Here is a 25,999-nt window from a genome sequence, read left to right on the forward strand (position 1 = left end):
ACGAAACACCCGCCCTGTGGGGTGGATGCATGGACGTCACCACCACGGATCGTGCTCCCGCTCGCTGGTACCACTCGCTGTTCGTGCAGATCGCGATCGGGGTGGCCCTCGGCATCGCCGTCGGGGTCTGCTTCCCCGCGGCCGCGCCGGTGCTCAACGTGGTGGGGCAGGGGTTCATCCGGCTGATCGAGATGGTCATCGCGCCGCTCGTGTTCATCGTCGTGGTGACGGGCATCGTGCACGTCGGTGACCTGCGCTCCGTGGGACGGATCGCCGGCAAGGCGATGATCTACTTCCTGCTCGCGTCGTCGTGCGCGCTCGTGTTCGGCCTGCTGGTCGGCAACCTCGTGCGCCCCGGGGCCGGCCTGCGGATCGACCCGTCGTCGCTCGACGCCTCGGCCGTTGCGGCGAAGACCGCGGGCGGCACGGCTCCGGACGCGGGGACGTTCATCCTCGACCTCATCCCGTCGAGCGTCGTGAACGCGTTCGCAACGAACGACATCCTGCAGGTGCTCGTCTTCGCGGTGTTCGTCGGCGCGGCGATCGCCGCGATCGGCAGTGACCGTGCGCGGCCGCTCGTGCGGGGCCTCGACCTGTGCCTCGAGGTCGTCTACCGGATCCTGGGCTGGGTGATGCGTCTGTCGCCGCTCGGTGCGTTCGGGGCGATGGCGTACGTGGTCGGGCAGTACGGCATCGACACCCTGGGATCGTACGGGCTCCTGATCGCCGCCTGCTACGGCGCAGCGGCCGTGTTCATCGTGGCGCTGCTCGTCGGCGGGCGGCTGCTGTCCGGGGTGCCGATCTGGCGGTTCGTCTGGCACACCCGCGCGGAGTTCGGGCTGGCCCTGGGTACCGCGTCGACCGAGGCCGTGCTGCCGCGGATGATCACCCGGCTCACCGAGGTCGGCGTCTCACGGAGCGTCGCCGGGCTCGTCGTGCCGACGGGGTACTCGTTCAACCTGGACGGGGCGGCGATCTACCTGTCGATCTCGCTGCTGTTCCTGACCCAGGCGTTCGGGGTGCCGCTGACGCTCGAGCAGCAGCTGGCCGCACTCGGGGTGCTGCTGCTGACGTCGAAGGGCATGGCCGGGGTGCCGGGATCGTCGTTCCTGGCGCTGTCCGCGACGGCGACGAGCCTCGGACTCTTCCCCGTCGCGGGCGTCGCGCTGCTGCTCGGTGCCGACCGGATCATGGACGCGATGCGGGTGAGCGTCAACCTGCTCGGCAACTGCGTCGCGACGCTCGTGGTGGCGCGGTGGCAGGGCGAGCTCGACCGTGAGCGGGTGGACGCGGTGCTGCGGCCTGGTCGAGGGACGCGGCCGTCGTCAGAAGTGGAGTCTGCTGCGGGTGCGGCCGCGGTGTCGGCGCCGGTTCGGTGAGAGCTCTCGGCGCGGTCAGCGTTCGAGGACGGCGCGCTGCTGGTCGTACTGCTGGCGGGTCCGGTGGCCGCCCATCTTGCGGACGACGGCGCCCGAGGGGTCGCGGGTGATGCGCCACCAGATCGCGGTGCAGAGCGCGTCGACCGGGACGATCGCACCGAGTCCGACCAGGAGCTGCCGACCGAGGTCCGTGCGCCACGGCAGCCCCGAGACCTCGAGCACGGTCACGACGAGCAGGCACACCACGATGGTGATCGGGCTGAGCCAGAGCCTCCGCACGGTGCGTTGACGTGCCACGTCGATGTCCGCCAGCTGCGCCAACGGCAGCGTCGAACCGACGTGCTCGCGCGGCTCGCCACCGACGATGACGGCGGCAGGGCCGGGGGTGGGCGCTGTGTCGTCCGCGTCCGTGGCGGGTCGCCACACCACGTCGTCCAGGTGCTCCACGTCGTCGTCGATGCGGAACCAGCCGCCTTCGAAGCCGTCGGCAGCGGCGTCGGGATCGGCGCGAGGCGTGGTCGTGGTCACGTCGGTCATCTTGGCAGCAACCAGGGCTGCTCCGGCACGACCGATTCGGGGGTGGGCGGAGGCGTCGCTCGGGCCCCGATCGCGTTCTGCTGACAGGATGGTCCGGACACCACGGGGGCGGGGGCCGGCATGGGCACGGAACAGCAGGACTGGCGAGACCAGCGGACGGGCCCGACGACGGGGCGGGGCAACGCGATCGCCATCGCGCTCGTGCTGCCGGTGCTGCTCGTCGTGAGCTGGGCGGTCCAGATCGGGGCGTACCTGGCGCGCGACTTCGGGTCGATGGACGACCGGCTCGGCGCCGGGGGCGTGTTGGCACGGCTGGTCATCGGCGCCGTGCTCGCCGTGGGGATCCCCGTGGTCGTGCTCGTCGTGCAGGTCCGGGCTCGTCGGCGCGAACCGCGGCACTCGCTGGTCGCCGTGGTCGCGGCGATCGTCGTGCTGGTCATCGCCGTGCCGTGGAACGGCCTGGTCCTGACGTCGCAGGTGCGGAGCGTGGCCGCCGACGCTCGGCGGTGGGCGCAGCCGGCGACCGCCGCCGAGCGGCACTTCGCCGACGGCGAAGCCCGGGCCACACTCGAGCGGGTCGGGGACCGCACGGTGCGGATCCTCGGCGGCGACCGGAAGTCCGCCTACCGTGATGGTCAGCGATCCGGTGGTGCGTACAGCGAGGAGTGCCGGCTGTCGAACGCGCACCAGGGGGTACGGTGGCGGTACTGGTACCACCCGGGGGAGTACACCGACGAGCACGGCAAGGAACTCCTGCCCGAGGACCACACGCTGATCGAGGGCGCCAACCGCGACGTGGACCGCGTCCGTGCGTACTGGGAGTCCGAGGGCATCGACGCACGGTCCGAGGCGGACATGGTCCCCGACCAGATCTCGCCGGCCGCAGACTGGCTCGAGAGCACCTCGTCGTACACGCGGCCCGGTCCGGATGTCGACTTCAGCACGATCTGCCTGGTGCGCTGAAGGTACGCCCCGTGGTGGGGCCTCCGGGCAGATGCGTCGTGGGGCCCCTTGCCCTGCCCTCGTCGGGGTATGCGTCCATCGCCTCGACCCAGCTGCCGTGCCCGGGCTCATCCGCTCTCCGTGGACGATCCCGCGCGGGGCACCGTCGCCGGAACCTCTTCCAGACCAAGTGTCTGGACACTGTTCACGCGGACGGATTCGGGGGGGGGGGCAGCTCTCGGAGTGCCCGGTAGCCGATCGGCAACCGGACGCTGCTCCCCAGCGCAATCAACCGACGATGCTGAGGCCGTTGTCCTGGAGTGTGCGGTCATGGCAGGTGACGTCAGTTGCGGTCTCAGCGGCGGATCCGCTGAGCTTCACGCTGCTGGTTGCACCGTTCGACGCGTCGGTGCCGTTCAGCGTGATGACGGTGCGCTGCACGGTGACGGTTTCACCAGCGGACATCGCTCCGGCGGGCTTGCTGCTCTTGAGGCCGACCAGCTGCCCGGCGCCGTCAATGTCAACGCAGCCGACACCGTTGCCGTTCTGCCCGGTGAGGTCGAACTGGTACTGCTGGCCCTGCGGGTTCTGCACCGGCTCGAGAGCGCAGTTAATCCACCGGTACAGGTTCGCCTCGCGGCTGCCAGCGACGAGCATCACCACTTCACCCTTCCCGTTGACGTCTCCCACGAGCGCAGTCGGCTCGGCGCCACCGGAGAAGCCCGTCGGCTTGACGGACGCGGTCCGACCAGATGCGGTCGTGATCCCGAATTCTCCGGCCTGGCTCACCCACTGCTGGTCAGCCTTCCCGTCACCATCGACGTCGATCGTGGTCGCAGTCTTCGCCCCCGCCGGCGCGCCGCTCCCCGAAGCGCTGCATGCCTCACCCGCCGCGACCGCAGGCGGAGTCGACGGCGCTGCCGCCGACGAAGTTGGCGTCGGCGCAGCCGAAGGCGTCGTGGTCGGTGTCGATGCCGTCGCGGCAGCAGAAGCCGTGTCCTCGCCTCCAGCATCGTCACTTGAGCAGCCCGCAAGAGCTCCAAGCACGAGCGCGGCCGGCGCGATGACTGCCACCAACCGGCCAGCATTCCTCATTGAAGTCATTCGCGCACTCTCTCCCCTGCTGCTCTGTGAACCAAATCACCGCTCCTCCGGATCTGACGACGCCGCCCTGCTGGCAGCCGTCGAGTGCTCGGTATAACGTCGCGCGCATGATCGAGACAACGCGACGCAGCCTTCTCGAACGACTCGTTGGGAGGCCTCTCCCGTGGCTTGTCTGGGCGTGGGTTGTCCTAGCCGCTATCTGGATCGTCCTCGCCTTCGCCGAACCGTCCGGACTTCACACGTTCCTAGCGATCGCTTGGACGATCCTTGCTGCCGTCCAGCTCGGCACGGCCTACTACCGCCGGCGGCAGGAACGTCGGCGAGCTCACGGAGGTCCGAACACTCAGTAGGAGCGTCACGGGCCTTCTCGACAGCACTCAGTCACGTAGAGACCCGCGGCGCCAGCTCACCGATCGGTGCATGGGCTGCGAGGAACGAGACGTTTGGTCAAACGGATACCACTGCCACTCCCTTCCAAGCAGGCGCTTACTCCGTCCGATAGCCGATCGTCTACCGGGCGGCTAATGCTCGTTGGTAGAAGATGAGCGAGTCACGGCGCCCCGTCTCCGTGAAGCCGTTCCGCACGAGAACACGCTGTGATGCATCGTTGTCTTGGGCCGTGTCTGCGGTCGCGACGGTGGCGCCGCAGTCGCGGGCGCGTTCGAGGGCCAGCTTCACCGCCTCGGTCGCTAGCCCTTTGCCGCGGGCCGCCGGCACCAGGCCGTAGCCGAATTCGATTACCCCCTGCTCGTCGGGCGGGCCGAAAAAGCCAAAGCCGCCTACTGCGAGACCATCCGAGGTACGGCGAATCATGTACATCGTGAAGTCCGGGTCAGGCTTTGGCGCGTCAGCGAGTGATCGGAGTGGGTCGAGCTCGTCGGGGTAGGGGTACTCCGGATGCCAGTCATCTCCGGGACGCTCGTCCCGAGCGACGATGCGCCGTGCAAGCTCTGGCGAGATCGGCTCGAGGACCACATGAACGTTCCGAAGGATCATGAACCGATCCTCGCAGGGCAACGCCAGAGGATGCAGCGCTTGTGCCCGGTAGCGGATCCGCTACCGGGACTGCCCGCAGGGTGAGGACTGCGACGATGGTCCGGTGACTGAAACTCCCGAACCCTCGCTCGTTCCCGAATTACTCGTGGCCGACCTGGATCAGAGCATCGAGTTCTGGTGCAACGTGTGCGGCTTCGACGTCGCCTACTCGCGCCGTGAGGAACGCTTCGCGTACATCACGCTCGGTTCCGCGCACCTGATGCTCGAACAAGCAGGCGTGGGTCGCAACTGGATCACCGGGCCTCTTGAGCGCCCGCTCGGCCGCGGGGTGAATCTCCAGATCACGGTGCCGGACTCTGAGGCGTTGGCACAGGTCCTCCTACGGGCTGGCGTTCAGCTCTACGTGCAACCCGAGACGAAGTGGTACGGCGTCGGCGAGGAAGAGGCCGGTGTGCATCAATTCCTCGTCCAGGACCCTGACGGATACCTCGCGCGGTTCCAATCGTCACTGGGGCGACGAGCAACCGCCCGTTAGACGATCGGCTACCGCACTCCGTAGCGCTCATTGAGGTTCGTCCTGGTGAATCGCGGCTGTCCGCTTCCTGCTCGTCAAGGCCATGCACAGGAGCATCACTTGGTTGCCGGCGCAACATGAGAGTGACCCGAACAGCATGCTGTGCGGGTCACTCTCGACGACTTGGGCGGTAGATCAGCGGGCGCGTCGCCGTTGCAGGACGATCGCTACCACGGTGGCAACGATGAGCGCTAGCTGTTGCGGCCAGCCTGATGATGGCCGGCCCGGCGCACGCGGCAACGGAGTCAACAACTGCCGCGATGGATTCCGAAAAGGAATCTGTCTCTCACATGGGTGGCACGTTGGACCCTGAAACCTATTCGGGCGCGCTCCTTGTGGCAACACCGGAAGGCGACGAGGTGCCCGTGATGGTGAAGAGCGGCGAGGCGCCCGAGGCTATCGCTCGAATCCGGACTCAGGCAGTGGACGGAACGCTCGCAACATCTCGAGAGATGTCGGCGGCTGCCGTTTCGTGCGGCGTGTTCGTGAATGCAATAGCTTCGCCCTTCGGCTACGCCGTTTCGCCGCAGGGATGCGCAGTTGCTGGCTACCGCGGCTACCAGCGCGAATATCGCTGGAACAACACGTCCGACGTGGAGCTCTGCGCTCAGGGGAAGGGCTTCGTGAACAACGGCACCACGGAGGTGTACCAGTCGACTGGCTGCACCTCAGGGGCTTACTCCGTCTCGTGGGGCAACTCTCTCGCCTACACCCAGATGAAGGGCATGTCGCTCAGCGGCGTCACCGGGGCTGCCTACCAGTTCCGGGCCTAGCCTCGTCGGAGGCGCCGCGGAACAAGCGGAGGGCGCGGATGACATCCGCGCCCTCCGTACTCATCTCAGCTGATCCAGTTCCTATGATCGCCGCCGAGCGGGCAACCGAGCTTCGAAGACGAGGCTAATGCCGAGGCAGACAAAAGCGATCGGAAGGAGCGTTTGCAAAATGAATGCAGTAACCAGCGGACCATTCGCGAACAAGTACTGCGCGGCGAAGGAGACCGTGAACAAGATCACCACGCCGATCAGGAACCATCGCACTGTCCCGTTGTACTGACGCTGAGGGAAAACCAGAGCTACGTAGATCCCTGCCAAAAACACAATACATTGGAGAACGACCAATGCAGTAAAGGATTGAAAAGGCGCGGCCAAGAGCAGAAGTGCCACCAATCGCTCAATGCCAACGATTGCTAATGCGATCGACCACGACACGCCATGCGGGCGACCGCGGCGAACGCTGCTCCAAGCAAATGCTATGAATCCGAGAGCGACTGCGCAGGCCGCGGTCAGTGGCAACCCGCTCCCCCAAGAAAGCTTCGACGCCCCGAAGGTCGTCGGCTGTGTCAATGCGAATAGGAAGAGTGCACCGCCTAGTAAAAGGATTAGGCCACTCAACATGATCGGTGTGCGTAGACGCGTTCCGGTGTGTTCTTGCATCTCGACTCCTCTGCTCATTTGCAAGATTTCTTGTGCTTCGGGTCTGCAAACCACGGTAGACGAGTCTGCGATGACGCGCGGACTGCAAGCAACCAACGGCAGGCTCACCGACTTAGTTAGGTCGAGCACGGAGTAGACGGGACCGGAACTTCTGCCGACAAGTGGCCCCGACTACGCGTCGAAAATGAGCTGTCTCGGCCGTGCACGGAGAAGCTCGTCGTCGGCAGTGACGGTACGACGCTCATCGACCGCTTGCTTCATCAGGCGGCGCTCGTTCAACCAGCGGCCCGAGGTGCCTTCCGTCCGCTCCACCATCGTCAACCGCATGAGATCGAGCTCGTCCCGGATCGCCGGATCAGAGCGGGCCCACGTCATGGATCATCCCGAGCTCATCACCTTCGCTGACCGTCGAATCCTGACCGGCGTACTCGAGAACCTCACTGCAGCTTTCCTCGGCGCGGTCGACCATCTTCGTGAGGTGTCTCAATAGCCGATCCTGTACCGGACGGCTCACCGCATCGCCTGGACCGCTACGGGATGAGAACGATTCGGCCGAAGACGTCGCCGTCATCCATTCGTTGGTGCGCAGTCGCTGCTTCCCCGAGCGGCATGACAGCGTCGATGACTGGGTGCAGGTCCCCGCGCACGGCCGCCTCGAAGCTGGCGAACCGCGCCATGTCACGCTCGCCAGGGTCGATCGAGGCGAGGCTGAACGTCGCGACGGACCGTGACTTCTGGAACGACTGCATCAGCCTCATCCCGAAGTCCGCGGGCGGGAACCCGGACACGGCGCCGACGAGCACCATACGGCCGTTGGGTGCGAGACGGTCAATGAAGTCGGGGACGGCAGGCCCCCCTGCGATGTCCACGATCACGTCGAACTCGGTCGGCGCGGCTGCGTCACCGTGGCCTGCTCGGTCGAGGACGTGGGTTGCGCCGAACTGCTGAAGTCGGCGGCCGCGGTCCGGTGATGAGGTCGTGACGGCGACAGTCGCAGCGCCGAGCTGGATGGTGAGCTCGATAGCTGCAATCCCGATACTGCCCGCAGCTCCGCGCACGAGAACCCGGTCCCCGCGCCCTGCGTGGGCGTGCGCGAGCGCGAAGTGCGCAACCGTTGCTGCACTGCCCAATGCGACCGCGTCGGTCGAGGGGATTCCGTCGGGAAGAGCAACGGCGTCACCGATGTGGGCGACGGCGAGCTCGGCATAGCCGCCGGAGGTGCCAGTGAAGGCCCAGACCCGCTGCCCGATGCGGCTCTGGTCGACGTCCGCACCAACCTCGACGATGGTCCCCGCGACCTCGCTTCCGAGGATCATCCCCGACGGGTACCCGCCGCCGAGCGTGCCGCGGCGGATCACTGCGTCGACACCCCCGATCCCCATCGCGTCCGTGCGGATGACGACCTGGTCGGCTTCCGGCTTCGGAGCAGGCAGATCGACCAGCTCCATTCCGCTGGGTGCACCGAACTCCCGTACCGTCATTGCGCGCATCGGTTCTCCTGACCGTCATAGGTGGGCGTACCGTCAGGACGGTAGTGGACGCCTGCGTCCACTACCGCTAAGTGAGACGAACGGAGTGCCCGATGGTTCAGAAGTTGCGCGCCGACGCCCAGGACAACCGCGACCGCATCCGCGCAGCAGCCCGGCAACTCTTCGCCGATCACGGAACAGACGTCGGTATGCGGGAGATCGCTCGTCGGGCGGGCGTGGGACCGGCAACTCTGTACCGACGGTTCCCGACTCGACAAGGGCTCGTCGACGACGTGTTCGCTGACGAGCTGGCAGCCTGCCGGACCATCGTGGAGCACGGTCAGGAGGACCCCGACCCGTGGCAGGGGCTTCGCTTCGTCATCACGGAACTGATCGTCCGCAACGCCGGCAACCATGCATTCGTCGATGCGATCGCTACGACGTCCGAGGGTACCGGAGCAGTCACGGAGCATCGTCGGCAACTCGTCGCGATGCTCCACGATCTCACACAGCACGCCAAGAGCCGACGGCGGCTTCGCGCGGACTTCACGACCGACGACGTGATCCTGGCATTGGTCGCAGCCCGAGGACTCAGCGTGATGGACGGGTCGAGGCGTGGGATCGCCGCACGCCGTCTCGCAGCGCTCATCCTCGACGCCCTCCAACCGGAGCCATGACCCTCGACCGCGTCCCGCAAGCCGATCCTCTACCGGCCGCGCTTCGCCTTCCGAAGCGCGAAGCGCCACAACCAGGCGCCAGCGCCGAGCCAGAAGAGGCCGAGCACGGTGTTCAAGATCACCAAGAGCACGTCGAGGTCGGGCCGAGTGAGGCGAATGATCGACGTCGCGACGAACACCAGACCGAAGGCGAGCGCGATCGAACCCAGAATCTTTGCGCTCAAGACGTCCATTGCGCCAACCTAGCTCGCGCCGGCGTCCGTTGGGCGATGGGCTACCGGGCGCCGCGGCCGGACGGCAGCGGGATCTAGAGTGCGAACTGTGCTCGATCCATACGATCCGTCGTGGCCCGACCAGTTCAAGGCTGCCGCTGAGGAGATCCAGACGCTGGGCAACAGCGCCTGGATCGTCGAGCACATCGGGTCGACGTCGGTCCCTGGTCTGGCCGCGAAGCCAATCATCGATCTTGCAGTCCGAGTCCGCGACGGCGCGGACTTCGATGCCCACCGCCCACGCTTGGAAGCGGGCGGATGGCAACTCGGAAGCGCCGTGCGTTCCCATCGCGTGATGGTCTTCGAGCGCGACGGGCGACGACTTCGTATCGCGCACTTCTTTAGGGCAGACGACTGGGACAACAACAACCAGCGCATCTTGCGGGATTGGCTCCTCACCCACCCGAAGGACAAGTCGCTTTACGAGGCGGCGAAGGTTGCTGCCGAAGACGGAGCGCAGCAGCGCGGAGCGTCGTACAACGCAGCCAAGACGGCGGTCATCCAGTCAATCGTTGATCGCGCCCGAGCTGACCGAGGTCTTCCCTCCGTGCCGGTCTACGACAAGTAACAGTGTGTCTGGCGGGCGGCAGGACGTGCCCGTAAGCCGGTCGACCATCGGCCATCGCGCTCACTCCTCGTCGGCGAGCTCCGCTCGAAGGGCTCGCCTCCCTGCGATCCGCTGAAAAAGTTTCCGCAAGAAGACGAGCTCGATCGCCACCATCACCGCCAGGCCGAACAGTGCGAAAGTGATGCGCGCTGAACTGAAGCCGCCGCTAAGCACGATCACCGGCAAGCCGACCAGCAACGCGGCCCCCGCAATGACGTTCCACCATGATCCGAGGAGCCCCGCGGGAGTGCGGTTCGTGAGTTCCGGGCGGTCTGTCGGATCGGTGCGATCCCACCAGGACGTCATGCGGGCACACTACCCCGCCATCCACGAGTAACCAGAAGCCCGACCGCCGGTAGAAGACCAAGCGGATACTCCTCCAGGGGCTTCCCCGCAAGTGCCCGATAGCCGGTGGTTCACCGCTACACGACAGTTGTCGCCTTCGACAGCCTCCGTTGCCTACTGCCGCCTGACCGGGGGTATTGCCGTATGCCTGTCCCGCAAAAATGCCCGGTGAAGGGGCGCCAAACGCTTCACAGCGGCGACGTCGCTGGCAGCGACGGCGTCAGGGCTGGGAGAGGGGACCGGGCTCATCGCAAAGGCGTTGTAGTAGTTGCTCATGGGCTCCACGTTCTGCCCTCACGACGTGTGAGGGTCAAATCGGGGACTCTCGGACCAATTTGTTGGCTCGGTGCAACGAGCGGGCCGAGCGAAAGGGAGTGCATCCTTCCGAAGGACGGGCGAGACGCCGTCCTCACACGTGCCTGGTGCGCTGACCATCGGGCCTGATCGGCGCTCGTCACCGCGGTGCGCGCTCACCCACCGACCAGGCGCTCGACGGCGGCCAGGACGACGGCCGGGGGTTCGCCTGTCACGATCTCGGTCCTGACCCGATCCGCTGCGACGCGGAACGCCGGCTCGGTCAGGAGTCGCGACGCGGTGGTGCGGATGTCCTCCGCGGTCGCCGTCGCGGCGTCGAGGACGAGTCCGGCGCCCAGAGTCTCGACGCAGCCGCCGTTCGGCAGCTGGTCCGCACCGAGCGGCAGGACCAGCAGGGGCACCCCGTGCGCGAGCGCCCCGGTCACCGATCCGGACCCGCCGTGGTTCACCACGAGGTCCACGAGCCCGAGCACCGAGTCCTGCGGGACGTACTGCTCGACCCGGATCGCCGCCGGCCCGGCCGGCACCGGGAAGGTCGTCGGGTCGACCCAGGGTCCGGTGGTCACGAGGATCCGCGCCGGCAGGGCCGCGAGCGCGTCGATGAGCCGAGCGAACAGGTCGCCGGACTTCGTGTTGAACTCGGTGCCGAGCGTGACGTAGACGCGCGGTCCGTCGTCGGCGGCGAACCACGCCGCGGCATCCGACGGTGGTGACGACCAGGTGTCCGGTCGCATCCGGATCACCGGGCCATGCAGCTCGTGCCCGGATCGCATCGACGCCGGGAACGGGATGACGGTGAGCGAGCCGCCGAGCATGTGTTGCTGCGGGTCGGGCCCGAGTCCCGCGCGTCGGCGGAGCGCCTCGAGCGGCTCTCGCACCGCGTCGCGCCAGGTCCCGCCGGCCGAGGCGAAGGCCAGGACCACCACGCACGGCACCCCGGCTCGTTCGGCGGCGGTCATCGCGCCGAAGTCGAACTCCCCGCAGACCACGAGGTCAGCCGTCCACCGAGTGACCAGTCGTCCGACGTCGACGACGGCCCCGGCGGCCGCGTCCCCCAGGAACACCTGGGGGACGCGCGTGAGCACCGTGCTCGGGTCGATCGGGGTCAGGGTGCCGGTGCCCGGCCTGCTCGCCGGCAGTTCCACGTCCCGCGGCTGCCGGTGCGAGAACCCGGTCTGTTCGAGGACCGCCTCGCGTGCGCCGCTCAGTGCGGTCCGGTGTCCGGCAGCGCTGGCCGCGCGGGCGAGCGGCAGCATCGGCGCGAGGTGTCCCCGCCCCCGTGGGAACGAGAACACGATGCGCAGGGGTTCCGGAGCCCCGGAGCCGGGCCGGCCGTTCGCAGCAGACACCACAGGGCTCCGATCGTCGCGCGGGCTCCCCGCCCGCTTCATCAGACAACCGTATGACGAACGACGGTCGCGCTCCATGAACCCTTGGTCAGCCTCGCGGGGCGCTCACACGCCGACCGTCATCACTTGCCCGCGGCCTCGTTGTACGACTCGATCTGCTTGCCGGCCTGCTGCTCCGCATCCGTCATGGTCGACTCGACGTCGGCACCCTCGACGATCCGGTTGAAGGCGCCGATGACGGTGGCGCGCACCGTCGGGAACGCGCCGGTGATGCAGCCGGCAGCGGCGACGCTCGTGGGGTCGTCGGCGAGCTGCTGGTACATCGTGGCGATGTTCGGGTCGGACAGGGAGCGCTTGCCCACGGTGGTGTCCTGGGCGTCGGTGTTCATCGCGACGTAGCCGGTCGCCTTCGCCCACTCGGCCTGCACGTCCGGCGTCTGGAGCCACTTGGCGAACGTGTACGACGCCTGCTGCTCGGCGGACGAGTGGCCCTTGCCGGAGATCCACAGCGCGTTGCCGCCGATGACCTGCCCGGCGTCGTCGGAGGCCGACGTGGTGGGGAACCGGGCGACGACGGACTTCGAGCCGTCCGGGTCGACCGTCGTGTACGCGCCGGACGAGGTCAGCAGCATGCCCACCTTGTTGCTCGAGAACGCCGAGTTCTGCACGGTCGAGTCGGTGCCGGGGTTCAGGGCGGCGCCGTCCTGGTAGAGCTTCTGCAGCGTGGTCATGAACTGCACCTGCGTGTCCGAGGTGAGCGAGACACCGGTCACCGGCTTGCCGTTCCGCCCGTTGTCCGGGGTGCAGAAGGGCTGGCCGCCCGAGGCGCTGAGCTCCTCGAGCATCCACGAGTCGCCCATGTTCATGCTCATGCCGTAGCCACCGGTCGCGGCGTGGATCTTCTCGGCCCAGGTCGCGACCTGCGCCAGCGTCTTCGGCGGCTTCGTCGCGTCGAGGCCGGCCTTCGCGACGAGTGCCTTGTTCAGGTAGAGCACGGGCATCGAGACCGAGAACGGCATCGCCGCGAGTGACGTGCCGTCGCTGTAGTACGTGGCGGCGGCCGGGGCGATCGTGTCGGTGCCCGACGTCGATCCACTGATCTTCGCGGGGGACACCGTCTGGCCGGAGTCGATCATGAAGCCGGTCGACACGTCGTTCATCATGAGCAGGTCCGGCGTCGAGCCGGACTGCACCGCCGCCGTGTACTTCGTCTGGACGGCCGCGTAGTCGCCCTGGAACGACGACTTCACGGTGATGTGCTGGTCGTTCTCCTTGTTGAAACGGGCGACGAGCGCGTCGAGTTCGGTCGCGGGCGGCCCGGACATGGCGTGCCAGAAGTCGATGGTGACGGGGCCGGAGCTGTCCGACGCGGAGCTCGACGTGGAGCACCCGGTCAGGGCGAGGACCGCGACGGCCCCGGTGGCGAGTGCGGTGAGGGCGGTGGAACGACGTGCGGGCATGGTGCGTCCTTCGGGTGTGGGGCGGGCGGGGGTCGGGGAGGGGAGCGAACGAGTCGTCACTTGAGCGCCCCGGCGGTGAGACCACCGGCGAGGAACCGCTGGGCGACGAGGACGAGGACCAGGACGGGGAGGGTCACCATGGCGGCGCCGGCGAGGACCACGCCGATGTCGGCGGCCTCGGCGTCGGACAGCTGGGCGATGCCGACCTGCACGGTGCGGTGCTCCGGCGAGTTGGTGACGAGGAGCGGCCAGAAGAACCCGTTCCAGGCGGCCGTCGCGCTCACCAGGGTGACCGAGACGAGCGTCGGGCGGGTGAGCGGCAGGAGCATGGACCGGATGAACCGGAAGTGTCCGGCGCCGTCGAGCACCGCCGCTTCGCGCAGCTCGTCCGGGAAGCTCAGGAACGCCTGGCGGAACAGGAAGATCGTCAGCGCCGAGGCCACGAACGGCAGGAAGACGACCAGGAGCGTGTCGATGAGGTGCCACGACGAGACGGTCAGGTAGTTCGCGATCAGCGTCGTCTCGCCGGGGATCATCATGCTGGCGAGCAGGACGAGGAACAGGGCACGGGTGCCCCGGAGCCGACAGAACACCAGTGCGTAGGCGGTGATGATGCCGATGACGACCTGCAGCACCGTCTGGGCGAGGGTGACCACGACGCTGTTCAGGAACTGCTGCCCGAGCGGGACGACCTGCGTGGCCCGGACGATGTTGTCGAGCGTCAGGTGGATCGGCACGAGACCGGCGAGGCCCTGGTCCAGGTACCGGGTCGGGGTGAGCGCGCCCTCGAACACGTAGTAGAGCGGGAAGCAGACGACGACGACCGCGATGACGAGCCAGGCGGAGACGAAGACGCTCCGGAGCCGGCGCGCGGTGACCGGGCGCATCAGTAGTTCACCCGCTTCTCGAGCACGCCGAACTGCACCACCGACAGCCCGAGGACCAGCAGGAACAGCACGACCCCGAGCGCGGCGGCGAGGCCGAAGTTCGCGCTGCCGGACCCGAACGCCTGCTGGTAGATCGCGTAGACGAGGGTCTTCGACGAGTCGGCCGGACCGCCGCCGGTGAGGATCTGGATCTGCCCGAAGGTCGTGAGTGCCTCGACGGTTCCGGTCACGACGACGAAGAAGAGCGTCGGCGTGACGAGCGGCAGCGAGATCGACCAGAGTGTCCGCACGGGCCCCGCGCCGTCCAGGTGCGCCGCCTCGATGACGTCCTGGTCGATGGCGCCGAACGCCCCGAGCAGGAGCAGCACGGTGAACCCGAGCGACCCCCAGATCGTCACGACGATGACGCTCGCCAGGGCCCACTGGGTGCTCGTCAGGAACGGCACGGGCGCGCCGCCGAACTGGGTGATCACCGTGTTCAGCAGCCCGTTGCCGGGTGCGAGCATCGCCGCGAACGCGACGGACCCCGCTGACACGGACACGACCATGGGTGCCGTCAGGAGTGCGCGGAAGACCGGCAGGCCGCGGAGCTTCACGGTCAGGGGGATCACGACGAGCAGACCGAACACGATGCGGCCGACGACCACGCCGACGCAGAAGACTGCGGTGGTCAGCATCGTTCGTCCGAACGCGGGGTCCGTGAACGTGCGGACGTAGTTCTGCAGCCCCACCGAGCCCGCCGGCTGACCGAAGATGTCGGTGCCCTGGGTGCTGAGGACGAGTACGCGGCCGAGCGGGTAGAAGACGAAGACCGCGAACGCGAGCAGCGCCGGTGCGAGGAGCACCAGACCGAGCCGGCGGTCCGAGCGCAACGAGGACCGCGTCGTCCGGGTTGCCCGGGGTGGACGCGGCGCTTGCGGCAACCGCGGCGACCCTGCGGTACGCGGGGGACCGGCGACCAGGCCGGACCTGACGGGGACCGTCATGGGGCGGACTCCTCCGAGTAGGGAACGTTCCCTAACCGGGAACGACTCCACTGTGCGGCGGGGGTCGGAGACCGGTCAAGGCACGTCGACCACCCGCCGTCACCCGTTCACGCCGCGTTCAACCCCTCCGCCGATCGGGTGCCGACGTTCACCGCCGCACGCCGCGCGTTCACCTCGGGTTCGGCCCGTCGACCGGCGTGGTTCGCCGTCCAGGGGCCGCGACGTCGTAGAACCGGGGACCATGCGAACCGTTCCTGCTCCCCAGACACTCCGGGCGATCGCCGAGGAGGCCGCGCGCACCGTCGCGCCCGACCTGCTCGCCGTGTTCCGCGCCCCGATGACGATCAGCACGAAGCGCGATGCGCACGACGTGGTGACCCTCCACGACCGCGCCGCGGAAGAGGCGATCACGGCGGTGCTCACCGCGGCTGTGCCGGGCTCCGTCGTGCTCGGCGAAGAAGGCGGCACCACCGGCGACACCGGTACCGCCGGCGACACCGGCAGCACCGATGGCCCCGTGGTGCGGTGGATCGTGGACCCGATCGACGGCACCGCGAACTTCGCCCGCGGACTCGCGTACTGGTGCATCTCGATCGCGGCCGAGGTCGACGGCGAGGTCGTCGCCGGGGTGGTCTTCGACCCGGTCGCCGACCACGTGTTCGCGGCGGACGACGACGGCGCCTGGCTCGACGGCGCCCCGATGCACTCGTCGTCGGGGCCGGACGACGCCGCGACGGTCCTGACGAGCTTCCCGGTGCAGCAGGACCTCGACCTGCTCGGCGAGGCCGCGGCGTTCGACCTGCTCCGGGACCTGACGCTCCGGTACCGCCACCACCACAGCCTCGGCAGCGGCGCCCTCAACCTGGTGCACGTCGCCGCCGGGTGGTCGGACGTGACGATGGGCTTCGCCACGCACCCGTGGGACGTCGCCGCCGGGGCACTGGTGCTCGAGCGCGCCGGCGGGTGGTTCCGGGGCTTCCGTCGGGGCGAAGCCGTCGACCGCGCCCACCTGGCCGACGACTACGTCGCCGCCGGCGCCGGGGGATCGCACGCCGAGCTGGTGCGCCGGGTGCAGGAGCTGTCGGCCACGACCGCCGCCGACTGAGCCGCCGACCGAGCTGCCAGCCGGCCCGCCGACTGAGCCGCAGACCGGCCCGCCGACCGATTCGACGTGGGCGCCGCGAGCGGTCAGCCGAGCGGGTGCCCGGCGACCGCCCTCGCGGTGGACCCACGCGGCAGCAGGTGCGTCGGGAGCACCTCGTGCCGGTCGCCGCGGCGACCCCGGAGCCGCTCGACCACGAGCTCGACCGCCCGCGCGCCCATCCGGACGCGCGGCTGGTCGACACTCGTCAGGTCGAGTCGTTCGCCGAGACCGGTGCCGTCGAACCCGGTCACCGCTGCCATCCGGGGGAGCGCGAGCCCCGCGCCGTCGGCGATCGCCACGAGCCGCGCCGCGGTCGCGTCGTTCGTCGCGACGAACGCCGTCACCCCGTCACCCAGGTGCCGGGCGATCCGCGCCGGGTCCGCCGCCAGGGCCTCGACGTCGTCGACGCGGTGGTCGCCCGGTGCGCCGAGCTGTGCGGTGACCGCGGCGTGCGCGACGGCACGACGCGTCGTCGAGGGGTGGTCGGACTCCGCCACGAAGCACGTGCGCCGGTGCCCGAGTGCGGCGAGGTGGAGCACCAGCGCGCGCATGCCCGCCTCCTCGTCGGCGCGCACGGTGTCGAGTCCGAGACCGGCGAGCGCCGACCCGCTCGACCCGAGGACCGCGACCGGCAGGTCGCGCGCGGCCGCAGCCAGCCGTGCCGGGGCGAGCCGACTGCTCAGGACCGCGACCCCGAGGACACCGTCGGCCGATCCGCGGGAGGCGTGCAGGGCCTCCAGGCCGTCGGCCAACCGGGCAGGGTCACGGAACCCGTCCACGACCCAGAGCGCGAACCCCAGGGTCTGCGCGGTCGCCCGTGCGCTCCGGAGCGCTTCGTCGTGGAACGGGTTCGCGGCTTCGGTGACGACCACCCCGAGTACGAGCGGCGCGCCTTGCGCGCGTCGCCTGGCGAGCGAACCGACCGGGAGGCCCAGCTCGTCCGCCGTCCGCACCGCGAGTTCCCGACGTGGCCGGGACACACCGTCGTCGCCCCGCAGGGCGAGTGACACGAGCGATCGCGAGATGGCGCATCGCTCGGCGACGTCGCGGAGGGTCGCGGCCACGGTCAGGCGAGCTTCCAGGTGTGGACGTGCTCCCACGTCATCGTCTGCCACCAGCGACCGGACCAGTCCGGGCTCGCGGTGCGGTAGAGCACGACGGTGTCGCCGCGGAACCCGGTCGGCACGTCGACGTCGAGCTCGCGGATGAACGCGCCGACCTCGTCGTGCAGGTCCGGCCGGCCGTACAGGTCGTGCGAGGCGAGCGAGAGGTGCGCGCGGTACTGCTCCGGGTCGTAGTCGTTCGCCAGCGGGACCTGCATCGGCTGCCGGAACGGTGCGACCACGGCCTCGATGTCGGCGGCGAGCCGGACGAGGTCGTCGTTGTGCGAGCCGTCCGGTCGGGTCGCGACGTCGTAGACGAACCCTATGCCCTGTTCTCGGACGCCGGCGTTGTGGACGTCGAACGCCGGTCGGCCGTCGAGCAGTGCCGTGACGGCCGCGACGACCTGGTCCTCGTGGCTGCCGAACGGTTGGCTGCCGACGAGTGTGGCGTGCGGCGGGAAGGCACCGGCCGACAGCAGGCCGTACTGCGCCCGGAGCTGGTCGGTGATGACCGTGACGGCCCGGCAGGTGCGGGCGTCCGGGCGCAGGTAGATGCCGTGGCGGTACGGGTCGCTCGGGTCGCGCGGCAGCTTGGCGGTGACGTTCTGGGGCATGGGTCCGTCCGTGGTCGGTCGATGGGGAACGTTCCCGATGGTCGGGAACGTTCCCCATGATCGACCGGACGGGCTCGGATCTCACCCGTCGGTCCGTGACGGAACGGTGAACGATGGGTGTCGGCGGCACGGGGTCGGCCGTTCTCGTCGCTCCGTGCCGCTCGGCGCTCAGACCCGGGCGGCGGTCCGGCCCGGTAGCAGGCTGCCGTCGACCGCGTTGTGGGTGACGCCCGTCGAGCGGCCGTCGATCTGGTCGACCACGTCGTCGACGGACAGACGACCGATCAGACTGAGCGGCTGTCGCCACGAGGTGATGCCGAGCAGCTCGGTGGCGAGTGGGGCGACCCCGTCGTAGCCCGTGACCGACAGGTCGTCCGGTGCGCGGAGGCCGCGGCGGCGCATCGACTCGAGCACGCCGACGGCCCAGCGGTCGCTCGGTGCCATGATCGCCGTGACACCGCCGGCCCGCAGGACCTGCTCGACGAACGAGTCGAGGTCCTCGGGGTCTGCTCCGTGATCCTCGGAGCGGATACGGAGCACGTCGGCGCCGCGCGCACGGAGTCGACGCACCATCGCGTCGGTGCGTGCCGACTGCGTCAGTGACCCGGACGGTGTGACCGTCAGCACGGCGACGCGACGGTGTCCGAGGTCGGCGACGTGGTCGGCGAGCCCGCGTCCGCCGCCGCGTTCGTCGCAGTACGCGCTGCTCACCGCGTCGTTCGTCTCGGGGCGCCCGGAGACCACCGTCGGGATGCGTCGGGCGAACGGCAGCACGTCGGCGATCGGCAGGGCGCCGCTGCAGACGATGAGCCCCTCGACGCGCAGGGAGACCAGGGTCTCGAGCGCCCGGCGTTCTTCGCTGACCGGGAACGACCCCGCACCCGTGGCGGTGACGACGCGGTACCCGCGCGCCGCGGCCTGCAGCTGGAACGCGGTCAGCAGGTGTCCGTAGAAGGGGGTGGAGGCGTCGCGGACGAACACCCCGAGCGTGTGCGTGCGGTGTGCCGACATGCCGCGGGCATTCGCGTTCGCGACGTAGCCGAGGTCGAGCGCCGCCCGCTTGACCCGCTCGGTCGTCGACGGAGCCACGCCGTACGCGCCGGCGAGGGCGCGGGAGACGACCGACTTCGACACACCGGCCAGGGCGGCGACGTCGTGGATGGTCGGGACGGCGGGGTGTCCGGTCACTGCGGGCGCCGTTGTCTGGAGGACTGCACGACTGTCACGGTAGCCGGAGGGACGCCCGGACCGGGCGGCGGTGGTGGTGAACAGTTGGTCACGCCGACCGCCCGGCGCGGCTGGCGGGCGGTCGGCGTGGGTCCCGGGCTAGCGCTTCGTCGCCGGGCGACGGACCGTCAGCCGGTACCCCTTGGTCGTGGTGCCGTCCTGGGCGGTGACCGTGATGCGTGCCGTCCGGCCGGACACGTGCACTGTGGCGACCGCGTTCGGGTTCGTCGTGTGCACGTGGACGTCGGCGACGCGCAGCGTCCGGACCGGAGCGGTCACGGTCGCACCGTGCGACGAGGCAGCGGCGGGCAGGTGGACACGCACGCCGGCGACCGTGATCGAGGACACGGTGGGGTCGTTCGACACCAGGAAACGCTCGCGCAGGGCGGCAGCCTCGTGCTTGGTCACGCCGATCGTGTCGGTCAGGTAGGAGCCCATGCCGCCGTACTCGGTCGCGATGTCCTGCTCGAAGGTGCCCTGCAGCAGCTGCGGGGTCGCCCAGGTCACCCCGAGCTGCGTGTTCGAGAGCAGGTAGTCGTGCAGGATGTCCGCGCTGTCGACGCCGAGGACCCGGTCGAGCAGGTCCACGACGGTGCCGGTGCGGTCCATGCCGTGCGAGCAGTGGATCAGGACCGTGCCGCTGGTGTGCGTGGCGAGGATCCGGAGCACCCGGCGGTACGCGGTGATCATCGACCCCGGTGTCGCCTGGTCGACCCGGCCCTTGTCGACCAGGTCGTGGTACATCGCGGTGTCGTCGCTGTAGTCGCCGTCCGCGCCGAACATGGAGATGTCGACGTGGCGCGCACCCGGGATCGCGACGTCCGGCTTCGCGGCGATCTGTGACGGGGTGCGCAGGTCGACGACGAGGTCGACGTGGTACTCGTCGGCCAGGGACGTGGCCCCGGCCACGGTGATCTTGTCGAGTGACTCGGAGCGGATCAGGCGCGGGGCGTTCACGGTCTGACCAGACCGGCCGTGGACCGCGGCGAGCTCACGGCCGTTGACCAGCCCGGGGACGTCGGTGATCGGGTGGTCGGCGGCGGTGAAGGCCGGCTGCAGGGTGTCGTCGGCGTGGGCTGCCGTGACGGAGAACGCGGCGGAGGCGACGACGGCCAAGCCGGCGAGGGCGGTCGCTGCGACGCGGGTGGTGCGCGGCGAACGGGTGAGTGGGGAGTGGGTGAGTGGGGAGCGGCGGAGCGGGGACACGGGGCAACCTCGATCTGATCAGGACCCGGGGGGTCGTGGGGAGCCGGACGTGGTGGCGTCCGGCTCCCCGCAGGATCGCGGCGCGGGTCGTCGGCGGTGTGGCGGCGAGGTGGCCGGGGCGTGTCCGGGTCATGAGGCAGCGCTCAGTCGCCCACCCAGCGGCCAGCGGCTCAGGACGCCGGGGCCAGCCGGTACCGGAAGAGCTCGGTGAGGACCTGCTGGGCGGGCGTGTAGAGCAGCACCGTCGAACCCGTCGTGCTCGTCGTGCCCGTTGCAGCCCTCGTCGAACTGCCCGAGACGATCCCGTACAACCGGTTCGTGGCGCTGATCACCGGTCCGCCGGCGTCGCCCGGCTCGATGCCGGCTCCGGCGCCGCCGCGCGCGGCGGCGAGGTGCTGCACGCCGGGACGGCTCCCTGCCGGCACGCGTGTGGCCGTCCAGGAGCAGTGCAGCCCGCTCGCCGCCCCGCTGGTGCAGAAGGGATTGGCATCTGGCTTGCCGATGCCGGTGACGGCGGCGCGTGCCAGGCCCCCGTCCACCCGGTTGAACACACGACCCGATGCCCGGGGCGTCCAGGTCGCGACCGATCGGTCGCACGACCCGGTCGCCGTCCGCGCCCGGGTGCACGCCAGGGGCGGGACGACGGCGAGTTCGAGGTCCGACTCCGCGGACTGCCAGACCACGTGGCCGACGGTCGCGCCGGCGAGCTGCACGGGTGCCTGCAGCGGCGCGCAGTGCTTCGCGAGCACCACCCACCGGGTCGCTCGCTGGTACTGCTTCAGCTGACTCCGGAACCCTTTGGCGGCCAGCACGGCACCGACCGTGCAGGTGCCGCCGGGGACCCCGACCTCGGTGCCGGCGATGATCGGCGCTGCGACCCGGTCGGGGTCGCTCGTGGTGGCCGAGGCCGACGGAGCCCAGGTGAGGGTGGCCCCGACGACGGCCGCCAGGGACACGGCGACGGCCAGGGTGCGGACGAGCGCCGGTTGCGCGTGGCGGGTCACGCGTCAGCCGAGCGTGCGGGTGCCGTTGACGCGTCCGATCACCGACAGGGTGTCCGGGTCACCGAGACGGGCGTGCCAGTGCAGCGTCGTGGTGCCGCGCGGCAGGTCCGGGAACGCGGCGGTGAAGCGGTAGTGGCCGCTGGCGCTGACGATGTCGTCCCCCGAAGTGACCTCGGCGATGTGCTTGTTGAACAGGCCGCGCGGCTTGCCCGGTGCGTCGTAGTAGACGATGACCAGGGCGCCGGGCTTCCCGGTCCCGGCGAAGGTGATGCCGGTGAAGCTCTTCCGGTCGGGCCCGCCGTGGGTCTTCGCGGTGAACGCCACGGCCGCAGCCCGGGTCGAGGTGTGTGTGGCGTGCGTCGTGTGGGAGATCGTGGCAGCTCCGGCCTGCGCGGGGACCAGGACGCCTGCGGCGAGCGCACCGCCGAGGGTGACGCACGTCGCGAGCACGGTCAGTCGGCGCACCGATGGGGAGCGGTGGGTGGACGGGGTCGAACGCATGGGGACTCCTCGGTTCGTGGGGGTACGGGCCGGGGTGGCCCGGTGTGCGTGAACGCTAACAATGCCCCAGACGATCGTCTAGCGAAATGCTGAAGCTGAGGAGATCAGAGGCATTGCGCCCGGCGTGACCGCTGACGACTTTGGTCAGACGTTCGTATGATGAACCAAGACCCGACCGAGGAGTGCGATGAACCAGCGGCAGCAGGCGAAGACCCGGACCCGCGAGCAGATCATCGAGGCTGCGGCGGCGGTGTTCGCGAGCCACGGCTACGCGGGGACCTCGTTCGCACGGGTCGCCGCCGCGATGGACCGCCCGAAGTCGGCGATCGGCTACCACGTGTTCTCGTCCAAGCACGAACTCGCCTTCGCGGTCATCGAGCGGCAGCAGGCTCGCTGGGCGGCGATCGACTCGCTGATCCGGCAGCCCGAGGGGCTCGAGCACCTGCTCGTCATGCTGACGTCCGCCTGTTCCGACGCCATACGGTGCCCGGTGGCTGCCGGGGCGATCCGCCTGAGTCACGAACTCCGCGGTGCGGGGGAAGTGATTCCACGGGTCTTCACGTGGGACGACTACGTCCGTCGGCACCTGTCGGCTTCGAGCGGTGGCACCGGACCGGCCACCGACCCCGAGTGGGCACGTGCGGCGGACCTCGTGCTGACGTCGACCTTCGGGGTGATGTGGGCCCGGACGAGCGCCCGGCTGACGCGGGACACCGAGGGGCAGCTCCGGGATCTGTGGGCGGCGCTGTTCACCGGGCTCGGTCTGCCGGGTGTGCACGCGCTGCTCGAGCAGGTGGAGCCCGTGCGCGTGGGCGGACATCCGGCCGAGGCCGAGGGCTGACCCCGGCGGGCGTGGCATCCCTGCCCTCCCGCCGGGGTGCCTGCCCTACTTCTTCTGCTCGGAGCCGTCCGGGTTCACGACGTACCAGACGCCCTTGTCGCCCTGACCCGTCACGTCACCGGCCTTCTTGTCCCCGATGAAGGTGTAGATCGGTCGGCCGTCGATCGTGATCTGCCGTCCACCGTCCACGCCCGTGATGGTGCCGACCTTGCCGGTGATGCCGGACACCTTGGGTGTCGCCGTCGTCGCCTCGATCGCGGGCCACGCGCTCGCGCAGCCTCCGGTGCAGGTGCTCTTCCCGGAGTCCTTGACGTCGGCGTCGAAGTAGTAGGCGGTCATGCCCTTGCCGTCGACGACGACCTTGCCGAGTGTCGTCGCGGCGACGGTCACGTCGACCGACGGTGACGAGTCGGTCGTCGCGGGAGCGTCGCCCTGCGCGGCCGGGGACGGCGAGGGTGAGGGTGCTGCGGATCCGGCCGTGGAGCAGCCGGCGAGGCCGAGGGTCAGGAGCAGCGCGGCCCCGAGTGCGATGGACGCGGGTCGGGATGACGGGGTGCGATGGGGTGTCGACACGGGGGCTCCTCGAGGTCAGGTCTCGCCGCTGACTGCTGGCCAGACGTTCGTCTAGCGAACGTAGCCGCAGGACGGGACGGGAGCCAGCACCCTGCGCGCCCTCTCATCGTGCCGGCCGTGGATCGGTGGTCAGCGCTCGGTGTGCTCGACGAGGTGAACGCCCTCGACGCGGCCGAGGACGGCCAGCGACGCGGGGTCGATCAGCCGGGCGCTCCAGGACGCCCGGTCGGCTCCACGGGGCAGCTCGGGCAGTGCCGCCGTGAAGGCGAACCGGCCGGTCGAGCCGACGGCGCTGCTGCCCGGCTCGATCTCCGCGACGCGCTCGTTCCCGGAGTCGTCCCCGGGGCTGCCGTAGTGGACGACGACGACGGCACCGGGGGTGCCCAGTCCGGCGAACCGCACCCTGACGACTCCGCTGGTGCCGACCGTCCGTGGTGGGCGGATCGCGAACCGGTGCGCGCCACTCGTCACGGGCGGTACCCCGAGCGCGGGGCCGAGTGCGCCGGATGCGCCGAGACCGATCGTCTCGGGACCCGGCGTGGTCGGCAATGGCGCGGGCAGGGCGATGGCGACCGCGAGCGCGGCGATCCCCACGGCGAGGACGATCGGAGACGCCCGGACCCGATCGGTGCTCCGCGGCATGGTCGGCCCCTTCGTGGACGGTGTGCGGCGGCTGCCGCCACCGCACACGCTACCGGTTCGCCAGACGATCGTCTGCGCTGGTCGAGGTGCCGACGCGGACACCGGTCCATGGGGAGCGGTACTGTTCCCCTTCGTGAGTGTTCGTCGCCGTGCTTCCCGTGTCGTCTCCATAGGGGTGGTCGCAGCCCTGGCAGCGTCGTTGACCGGGTGTGGCGAGGGAGCCGGCGTCGACAGCGACTACGCGAAGATCTGCCGCGACAACGCGACCGAGAAGCGGTTGCCGGACGACGACTGCAACAACCACGGCGGGCACGCCGGCTGGTACTTCCTGCCGCTCTTCGCCAACCGTGCCACGAGGGTCCCCGGCGTGGGGGACGCGGTCTCCGGCGGCACGAGCGCCCTGCCCGCCGGGAAGACCGCGAAGGCCGGCGTCTCGTCCCGTGGGAGCTCCGTCACCAAGGGCGGCTTCGGCGGAGCCGGCGGTCACGGTGGGTTCGGCGGCTGATGGAGCGCATCGAGTTCCCCGAGCGTCCGGACTGGCGGCGCCGGATCCAGCAGACCGGGTTGATTTACTCGCGGTCCGTCCGCGACGACGGCACGCCCGTCGAGTACTGGAACGACACCGCCGCGTACGTCTTCACGCTGCCGGAGGTCGAGGCGCTCGAGCGGCAGACCGAGGAACTGCACCGGATGTGCCTCGAAGCCGCCCGGTACCTCGCCACCGGCGCCCTCGGCACGCTGGGCCTGACGCGAGCCGGGTTCGACCTCGCCTCGTGGTCGCTCGAGCACGATGAGCCCGACCTGTACGCGCGGTTCGACCTGGCGTACGCCGGAGACGGTTCACCCGCCAAGATGCTCGAGTACAACGGGGACACCCCGACCGGGTTGATCGAGGCATCGGTCACGCAGTGGCACTGGATGCAGGACCGGCTCACCACCGGCGAACTGTCCGCCGAGACCGACCAGTGGAACGGCATCCACGAGGCGATGGTGGCGCGCTGGCGGACACTGCTGCACGAATCCCTGCGCGCCGAGGACGGTGGCCGACTGTTCGTGGCGCACTCCGACCTCGACACGGCGGGCGAGGACTGGGACACCGTGGCCTACATGCGCGACCTGGCGGGGGAGGCCGGGTGGGAGCACACCGGCATCGAGATGAAGGACATCGGCTGGCACCCGACGGCCCGCCAGTTCGTCGGCGACCAGGAGCCGGCCGGTTCGTCGCGGAGCGTGTTCACGCTGCCCGGGGACGAGCCGGGGACCCAGTACCCGGTGATCCGCAACCTCTTCAAGCTGTACCCGTGGGAGGACCTCGTCTCCGGGGACGACCGGGCGCAGGGCGACGAGGAGTTCGGCGCCTTCCTGGTCAGCGACCGCGGGCGGCTCGGCCGCTGGTACGAGCCGGCGTGGAAGATGTTCCTGTCGAACAAGCTGCTGCTCGTCGCGCTCTGGCGATTGTTCCCTGGCCACCCGAACCTGCTGCCGGCCTTCGCGGACGGTCCGAACGGCATGCGCGACTTCGTCGTGAAGCCCGTGTTCGGGCGTGAGGGCGACGGCATCGCGGTGCACCGAGCCGACGGTTCGGTCACGACGAACGGTCGCGAGTACCGGCGCCCCGGCACCGGGGCCGAACGGGTGTGGCAGCAGTACCACGAGCTCCCGGACTTCCCGGGGTCGAACGGACACAACCACCCGGTGCTCGGGTCGTGGGTCGTGGGCGGCGAGTCCTTCGGAGTCGGCATCCGCGAGTCCGACGGGCCGATCACGGACTACTGGTGCCGGTTCGCCCCGAACATCATCGCGGCCTGACGT

The 25,999-nt window shown here is 69.7% G+C and carries 30 protein-coding genes; 10 read left to right on the forward strand and 20 right to left on the reverse strand.

All coding sequences use genetic code 11. From position 1 onward, the window contains the following. Window positions 1–29 precede the first annotated feature (29 nt). A complete protein-coding gene (locus DEI98_RS09210; RefSeq protein WP_111100560.1) occupies window positions 30–1,379 on the forward strand; it encodes a cation:dicarboxylate symporter family transporter in 1,350 nt (449 codons plus the stop codon). A gap of 15 nt (window positions 1,380–1,394) precedes the next feature. On the opposite strand, the gene DEI98_RS09215 is transcribed toward DEI98_RS09210, so the two are convergent. Next, window positions 1,395–1,907, reverse strand: a complete 513-nt coding sequence (locus DEI98_RS09215) for a hypothetical protein (protein WP_146243479.1) — start codon at window positions 1,905–1,907, stop codon at window positions 1,395–1,397. 129 nt (window positions 1,908–2,036) lie between these two features. Between DEI98_RS09215 and DEI98_RS09220 the strand changes: the two genes are divergently transcribed. After that, window positions 2,037–2,879 (forward strand): hypothetical protein, encoded by an 843-nt coding sequence (locus DEI98_RS09220; protein WP_111100562.1) that lies wholly within the window; start codon window positions 2,037–2,039, stop codon window positions 2,877–2,879. Between the two features lie 267 nt (window positions 2,880–3,146). On the opposite strand, the gene DEI98_RS18355 is transcribed toward DEI98_RS09220, so the two are convergent. Next, entirely contained in the window at window positions 3,147–3,935 is a 789-nt protein-coding gene (locus DEI98_RS18355) for a hypothetical protein (RefSeq protein ID WP_181437996.1), read from the reverse strand. 537 nt (window positions 3,936–4,472) lie between these two features. Beyond that, a complete protein-coding gene (locus DEI98_RS09230; protein ID WP_111100564.1) occupies window positions 4,473–4,958 on the reverse strand; it encodes a GNAT family N-acetyltransferase in 486 nt (161 codons plus the stop codon). Between the two features lie 103 nt (window positions 4,959–5,061). Between DEI98_RS09230 and DEI98_RS09235 the strand changes: the two genes are divergently transcribed. Together DEI98_RS09235 and DEI98_RS09240 are read left to right on the forward strand one after the other, a co-directional pair. After that, window positions 5,062–5,493 (forward strand): VOC family protein, encoded by a 432-nt coding sequence (locus DEI98_RS09235; RefSeq protein WP_111100565.1) that lies wholly within the window; start codon window positions 5,062–5,064, stop codon window positions 5,491–5,493. A 329-nt stretch (window positions 5,494–5,822) separates the two neighbouring features. Then, a complete protein-coding gene (locus DEI98_RS09240; RefSeq protein WP_146243481.1) occupies window positions 5,823–6,305 on the forward strand; it encodes a hypothetical protein in 483 nt (160 codons plus the stop codon). A gap of 81 nt (window positions 6,306–6,386) precedes the next feature. Here DEI98_RS09240 and DEI98_RS18360 read toward each other — a convergent pair whose 3' ends face one another. The 3 genes from DEI98_RS18360 to DEI98_RS09255 form a co-directional block, all read right to left on the reverse strand. Continuing rightward, window positions 6,387–6,965: a hypothetical protein gene (locus tag DEI98_RS18360; RefSeq protein WP_146243482.1), complete on the reverse strand. Its 579-nt coding sequence runs from the start codon at window positions 6,963–6,965 to the stop codon at window positions 6,387–6,389. A 171-nt stretch (window positions 6,966–7,136) separates the two neighbouring features. Then, window positions 7,137–7,340 carry a hypothetical protein gene (locus DEI98_RS09250; protein ID WP_111100568.1) on the reverse strand — a complete coding sequence of 68 codons (204 nt, stop codon included), beginning with the start codon at window positions 7,338–7,340 and terminating at the stop codon, window positions 7,137–7,139. A gap of 155 nt (window positions 7,341–7,495) precedes the next feature. Further along, a complete protein-coding gene (locus tag DEI98_RS09255; RefSeq protein ID WP_111100569.1) occupies window positions 7,496–8,455 on the reverse strand; it encodes a zinc-binding dehydrogenase in 960 nt (319 codons plus the stop codon). A 92-nt stretch (window positions 8,456–8,547) separates the two neighbouring features. On the opposite strand from DEI98_RS09255, the gene DEI98_RS09260 reads away from it, so the two are divergent. After that, window positions 8,548–9,111 carry a TetR/AcrR family transcriptional regulator gene (locus tag DEI98_RS09260; RefSeq protein ID WP_111100570.1) on the forward strand — a complete coding sequence of 188 codons (564 nt, stop codon included), beginning with the start codon at window positions 8,548–8,550 and terminating at the stop codon, window positions 9,109–9,111. A gap of 29 nt (window positions 9,112–9,140) precedes the next feature. Here the strand turns inward: DEI98_RS09260 and DEI98_RS09265 are convergent, their stop codons facing one another. Next, complete coding sequence (locus tag DEI98_RS09265) at window positions 9,141–9,344, reverse strand: hypothetical protein (protein WP_111100571.1); 204 nt, start codon at window positions 9,342–9,344, stop codon at window positions 9,141–9,143. A gap of 88 nt (window positions 9,345–9,432) precedes the next feature. Between DEI98_RS09265 and DEI98_RS09270 the strand changes: the two genes are divergently transcribed. Beyond that, entirely contained in the window at window positions 9,433–9,951 is a 519-nt protein-coding gene (locus DEI98_RS09270; protein ID WP_181437997.1) for a GrpB family protein, read from the forward strand. Between the two features lie 60 nt (window positions 9,952–10,011). Here the strand turns inward: DEI98_RS09270 and DEI98_RS09275 are convergent, their stop codons facing one another. From DEI98_RS09275 to DEI98_RS09295, 5 genes are all read right to left on the reverse strand, one after another. Next, window positions 10,012–10,296 (reverse strand): hypothetical protein, encoded by a 285-nt coding sequence (locus DEI98_RS09275; protein WP_111100573.1) that lies wholly within the window; start codon window positions 10,294–10,296, stop codon window positions 10,012–10,014. A 509-nt stretch (window positions 10,297–10,805) separates the two neighbouring features. Then, complete coding sequence (locus DEI98_RS09280; protein ID WP_258370788.1) at window positions 10,806–11,999, reverse strand: glycosyltransferase; 1,194 nt, start codon at window positions 11,997–11,999, stop codon at window positions 10,806–10,808. Between the two features lie 122 nt (window positions 12,000–12,121). Then, a complete protein-coding gene (locus tag DEI98_RS09285) occupies window positions 12,122–13,459 on the reverse strand; it encodes an ABC transporter substrate-binding protein (protein WP_111100575.1) in 1,338 nt (445 codons plus the stop codon). Window positions 13,460–13,515: 56 nt separating this feature from the next. Next, complete coding sequence (locus DEI98_RS09290) at window positions 13,516–14,346, reverse strand: carbohydrate ABC transporter permease (protein ID WP_111100576.1); 831 nt, start codon at window positions 14,344–14,346, stop codon at window positions 13,516–13,518. After that, window positions 14,346–15,218: a carbohydrate ABC transporter permease gene (locus tag DEI98_RS09295; protein ID WP_258370789.1), complete on the reverse strand. Its 873-nt coding sequence runs from the start codon at window positions 15,216–15,218 to the stop codon at window positions 14,346–14,348. The genes DEI98_RS09290 and DEI98_RS09295 overlap by 1 nt, the downstream gene beginning before the upstream one ends. Before the next feature lie 355 nt (window positions 15,219–15,573). Between DEI98_RS09295 and DEI98_RS09300 the strand changes: the two genes are divergently transcribed. Further along, window positions 15,574–16,437, forward strand: a complete 864-nt coding sequence (locus DEI98_RS09300; RefSeq protein ID WP_111100578.1) for an inositol monophosphatase — start codon at window positions 15,574–15,576, stop codon at window positions 16,435–16,437. 83 nt (window positions 16,438–16,520) lie between these two features. On the opposite strand, the gene DEI98_RS09305 is transcribed toward DEI98_RS09300, so the two are convergent. From DEI98_RS09305 to DEI98_RS09330, 6 genes are all read right to left on the reverse strand, one after another. Beyond that, window positions 16,521–17,540 carry a LacI family DNA-binding transcriptional regulator gene (locus DEI98_RS09305; RefSeq protein WP_181437998.1) on the reverse strand — a complete coding sequence of 340 codons (1,020 nt, stop codon included), beginning with the start codon at window positions 17,538–17,540 and terminating at the stop codon, window positions 16,521–16,523. A 2-nt stretch (window positions 17,541–17,542) separates the two neighbouring features. Beyond that, window positions 17,543–18,193, reverse strand: a complete 651-nt coding sequence (locus tag DEI98_RS09310) for a 2'-5' RNA ligase family protein (protein WP_111100579.1) — start codon at window positions 18,191–18,193, stop codon at window positions 17,543–17,545. Window positions 18,194–18,361: 168 nt separating this feature from the next. Beyond that, entirely contained in the window at window positions 18,362–19,381 is a 1,020-nt protein-coding gene (locus DEI98_RS09315; RefSeq protein ID WP_111100580.1) for a LacI family DNA-binding transcriptional regulator, read from the reverse strand. A gap of 138 nt (window positions 19,382–19,519) precedes the next feature. Beyond that, entirely contained in the window at window positions 19,520–20,626 is a 1,107-nt protein-coding gene (locus tag DEI98_RS09320; protein ID WP_111100581.1) for a tyrosine-protein phosphatase, read from the reverse strand. 170 nt (window positions 20,627–20,796) lie between these two features. Further along, window positions 20,797–21,630 carry a trypsin-like serine protease gene (locus DEI98_RS09325; RefSeq protein WP_111100582.1) on the reverse strand — a complete coding sequence of 278 codons (834 nt, stop codon included), beginning with the start codon at window positions 21,628–21,630 and terminating at the stop codon, window positions 20,797–20,799. Between the two features lie 3 nt (window positions 21,631–21,633). Beyond that, on the reverse strand, window positions 21,634–22,131 hold the full coding sequence (locus tag DEI98_RS09330; RefSeq protein ID WP_111100583.1) for a hypothetical protein: 498 nt from the start codon (window positions 22,129–22,131) through the stop codon (window positions 21,634–21,636). Window positions 22,132–22,318: 187 nt separating this feature from the next. Between DEI98_RS09330 and DEI98_RS09335 the strand changes: the two genes are divergently transcribed. After that, window positions 22,319–22,972, forward strand: coding sequence for a helix-turn-helix domain-containing protein (locus DEI98_RS09335; RefSeq protein ID WP_111054644.1), 654 nt, complete (start codon window positions 22,319–22,321; stop codon window positions 22,970–22,972). A gap of 45 nt (window positions 22,973–23,017) precedes the next feature. On the opposite strand, the gene DEI98_RS09340 is transcribed toward DEI98_RS09335, so the two are convergent. Together DEI98_RS09340 and DEI98_RS09345 are read right to left on the reverse strand one after the other, a co-directional pair. After that, window positions 23,018–23,545 (reverse strand): hypothetical protein, encoded by a 528-nt coding sequence (locus DEI98_RS09340; RefSeq protein ID WP_111100584.1) that lies wholly within the window; start codon window positions 23,543–23,545, stop codon window positions 23,018–23,020. Window positions 23,546–23,674: 129 nt separating this feature from the next. Further along, entirely contained in the window at window positions 23,675–24,187 is a 513-nt protein-coding gene (locus tag DEI98_RS09345; protein WP_111100585.1) for a hypothetical protein, read from the reverse strand. 133 nt (window positions 24,188–24,320) lie between these two features. Between DEI98_RS09345 and DEI98_RS09350 the strand changes: the two genes are divergently transcribed. Beyond that, the gene (locus DEI98_RS09350; RefSeq protein ID WP_152377983.1) at window positions 24,321–24,692 is read left to right on the forward strand and encodes a tRNA-dihydrouridine synthase; all 372 of its coding nucleotides are present in this window, start codon (window positions 24,321–24,323) and stop codon (window positions 24,690–24,692) included. Continuing rightward, complete coding sequence (locus tag DEI98_RS09355) at window positions 24,692–25,996, forward strand: glutathionylspermidine synthase family protein (RefSeq protein WP_111030207.1); 1,305 nt, start codon at window positions 24,692–24,694, stop codon at window positions 25,994–25,996. Before DEI98_RS09350 ends, DEI98_RS09355 begins: the two co-directional genes overlap by 1 nt. Window positions 25,997–25,999: the final 3 nt, after the last annotated feature.

The sequence above is a fragment of the Curtobacterium sp. MCLR17_034 genome (assembly GCF_003234485.1).
Classification (GTDB): Bacteria; Actinomycetota; Actinomycetes; order Actinomycetales; family Microbacteriaceae; genus Curtobacterium; species Curtobacterium flaccumfaciens.

Coding starts and splice junctions, on each gene's coding strand:
- DEI98_RS09210 (WP_111100560.1), top strand. CDS start 30: ATGGACGTCACCACCACGGATCGTGCTCCCGCTCGCTGGTACCACTCG.
- DEI98_RS09220 (WP_111100562.1), top strand. CDS start 2,037: ATGGGCACGGAACAGCAGGACTGGCGAGACCAGCGGACGGGCCCGACG.
- DEI98_RS09230 (WP_111100564.1), bottom strand. CDS start 4,958: ATGATCCTTCGGAACGTTCATGTGGTCCTCGAGCCGATCTCGCCAGAG.
- DEI98_RS09240 (WP_146243481.1), top strand. CDS start 5,823: ATGGGTGGCACGTTGGACCCTGAAACCTATTCGGGCGCGCTCCTTGTG.
- DEI98_RS18360 (WP_146243482.1), bottom strand. CDS start 6,965: ATGCAAGAACACACCGGAACGCGTCTACGCACACCGATCATGTTGAGT.
- DEI98_RS09250 (WP_111100568.1), bottom strand. CDS start 7,340: ATGACGTGGGCCCGCTCTGATCCGGCGATCCGGGACGAGCTCGATCTC.
- DEI98_RS09255 (WP_111100569.1), bottom strand. CDS start 8,455: ATGCGCGCAATGACGGTACGGGAGTTCGGTGCACCCAGCGGAATGGAG.
- DEI98_RS09260 (WP_111100570.1), top strand. CDS start 8,548: ATGGTTCAGAAGTTGCGCGCCGACGCCCAGGACAACCGCGACCGCATC.
- DEI98_RS09265 (WP_111100571.1), bottom strand. CDS start 9,344: ATGGACGTCTTGAGCGCAAAGATTCTGGGTTCGATCGCGCTCGCCTTC.
- DEI98_RS09275 (WP_111100573.1), bottom strand. CDS start 10,296: ATGACGTCCTGGTGGGATCGCACCGATCCGACAGACCGCCCGGAACTC.
- DEI98_RS09285 (WP_111100575.1), bottom strand. CDS start 13,459: ATGCCCGCACGTCGTTCCACCGCCCTCACCGCACTCGCCACCGGGGCC.
- DEI98_RS09290 (WP_111100576.1), bottom strand. CDS start 14,346: ATGCGCCCGGTCACCGCGCGCCGGCTCCGGAGCGTCTTCGTCTCCGCC.
- DEI98_RS09300 (WP_111100578.1), top strand. CDS start 15,574: ATGCGAACCGTTCCTGCTCCCCAGACACTCCGGGCGATCGCCGAGGAG.
- DEI98_RS09310 (WP_111100579.1), bottom strand. CDS start 18,193: ATGCCCCAGAACGTCACCGCCAAGCTGCCGCGCGACCCGAGCGACCCG.
- DEI98_RS09330 (WP_111100583.1), bottom strand. CDS start 22,131: ATGCGTTCGACCCCGTCCACCCACCGCTCCCCATCGGTGCGCCGACTG.
- DEI98_RS09335 (WP_111054644.1), top strand. CDS start 22,319: ATGAACCAGCGGCAGCAGGCGAAGACCCGGACCCGCGAGCAGATCATC.
- DEI98_RS09345 (WP_111100585.1), bottom strand. CDS start 24,187: ATGCCGCGGAGCACCGATCGGGTCCGGGCGTCTCCGATCGTCCTCGCC.
- DEI98_RS09355 (WP_111030207.1), top strand. CDS start 24,692: ATGGAGCGCATCGAGTTCCCCGAGCGTCCGGACTGGCGGCGCCGGATC.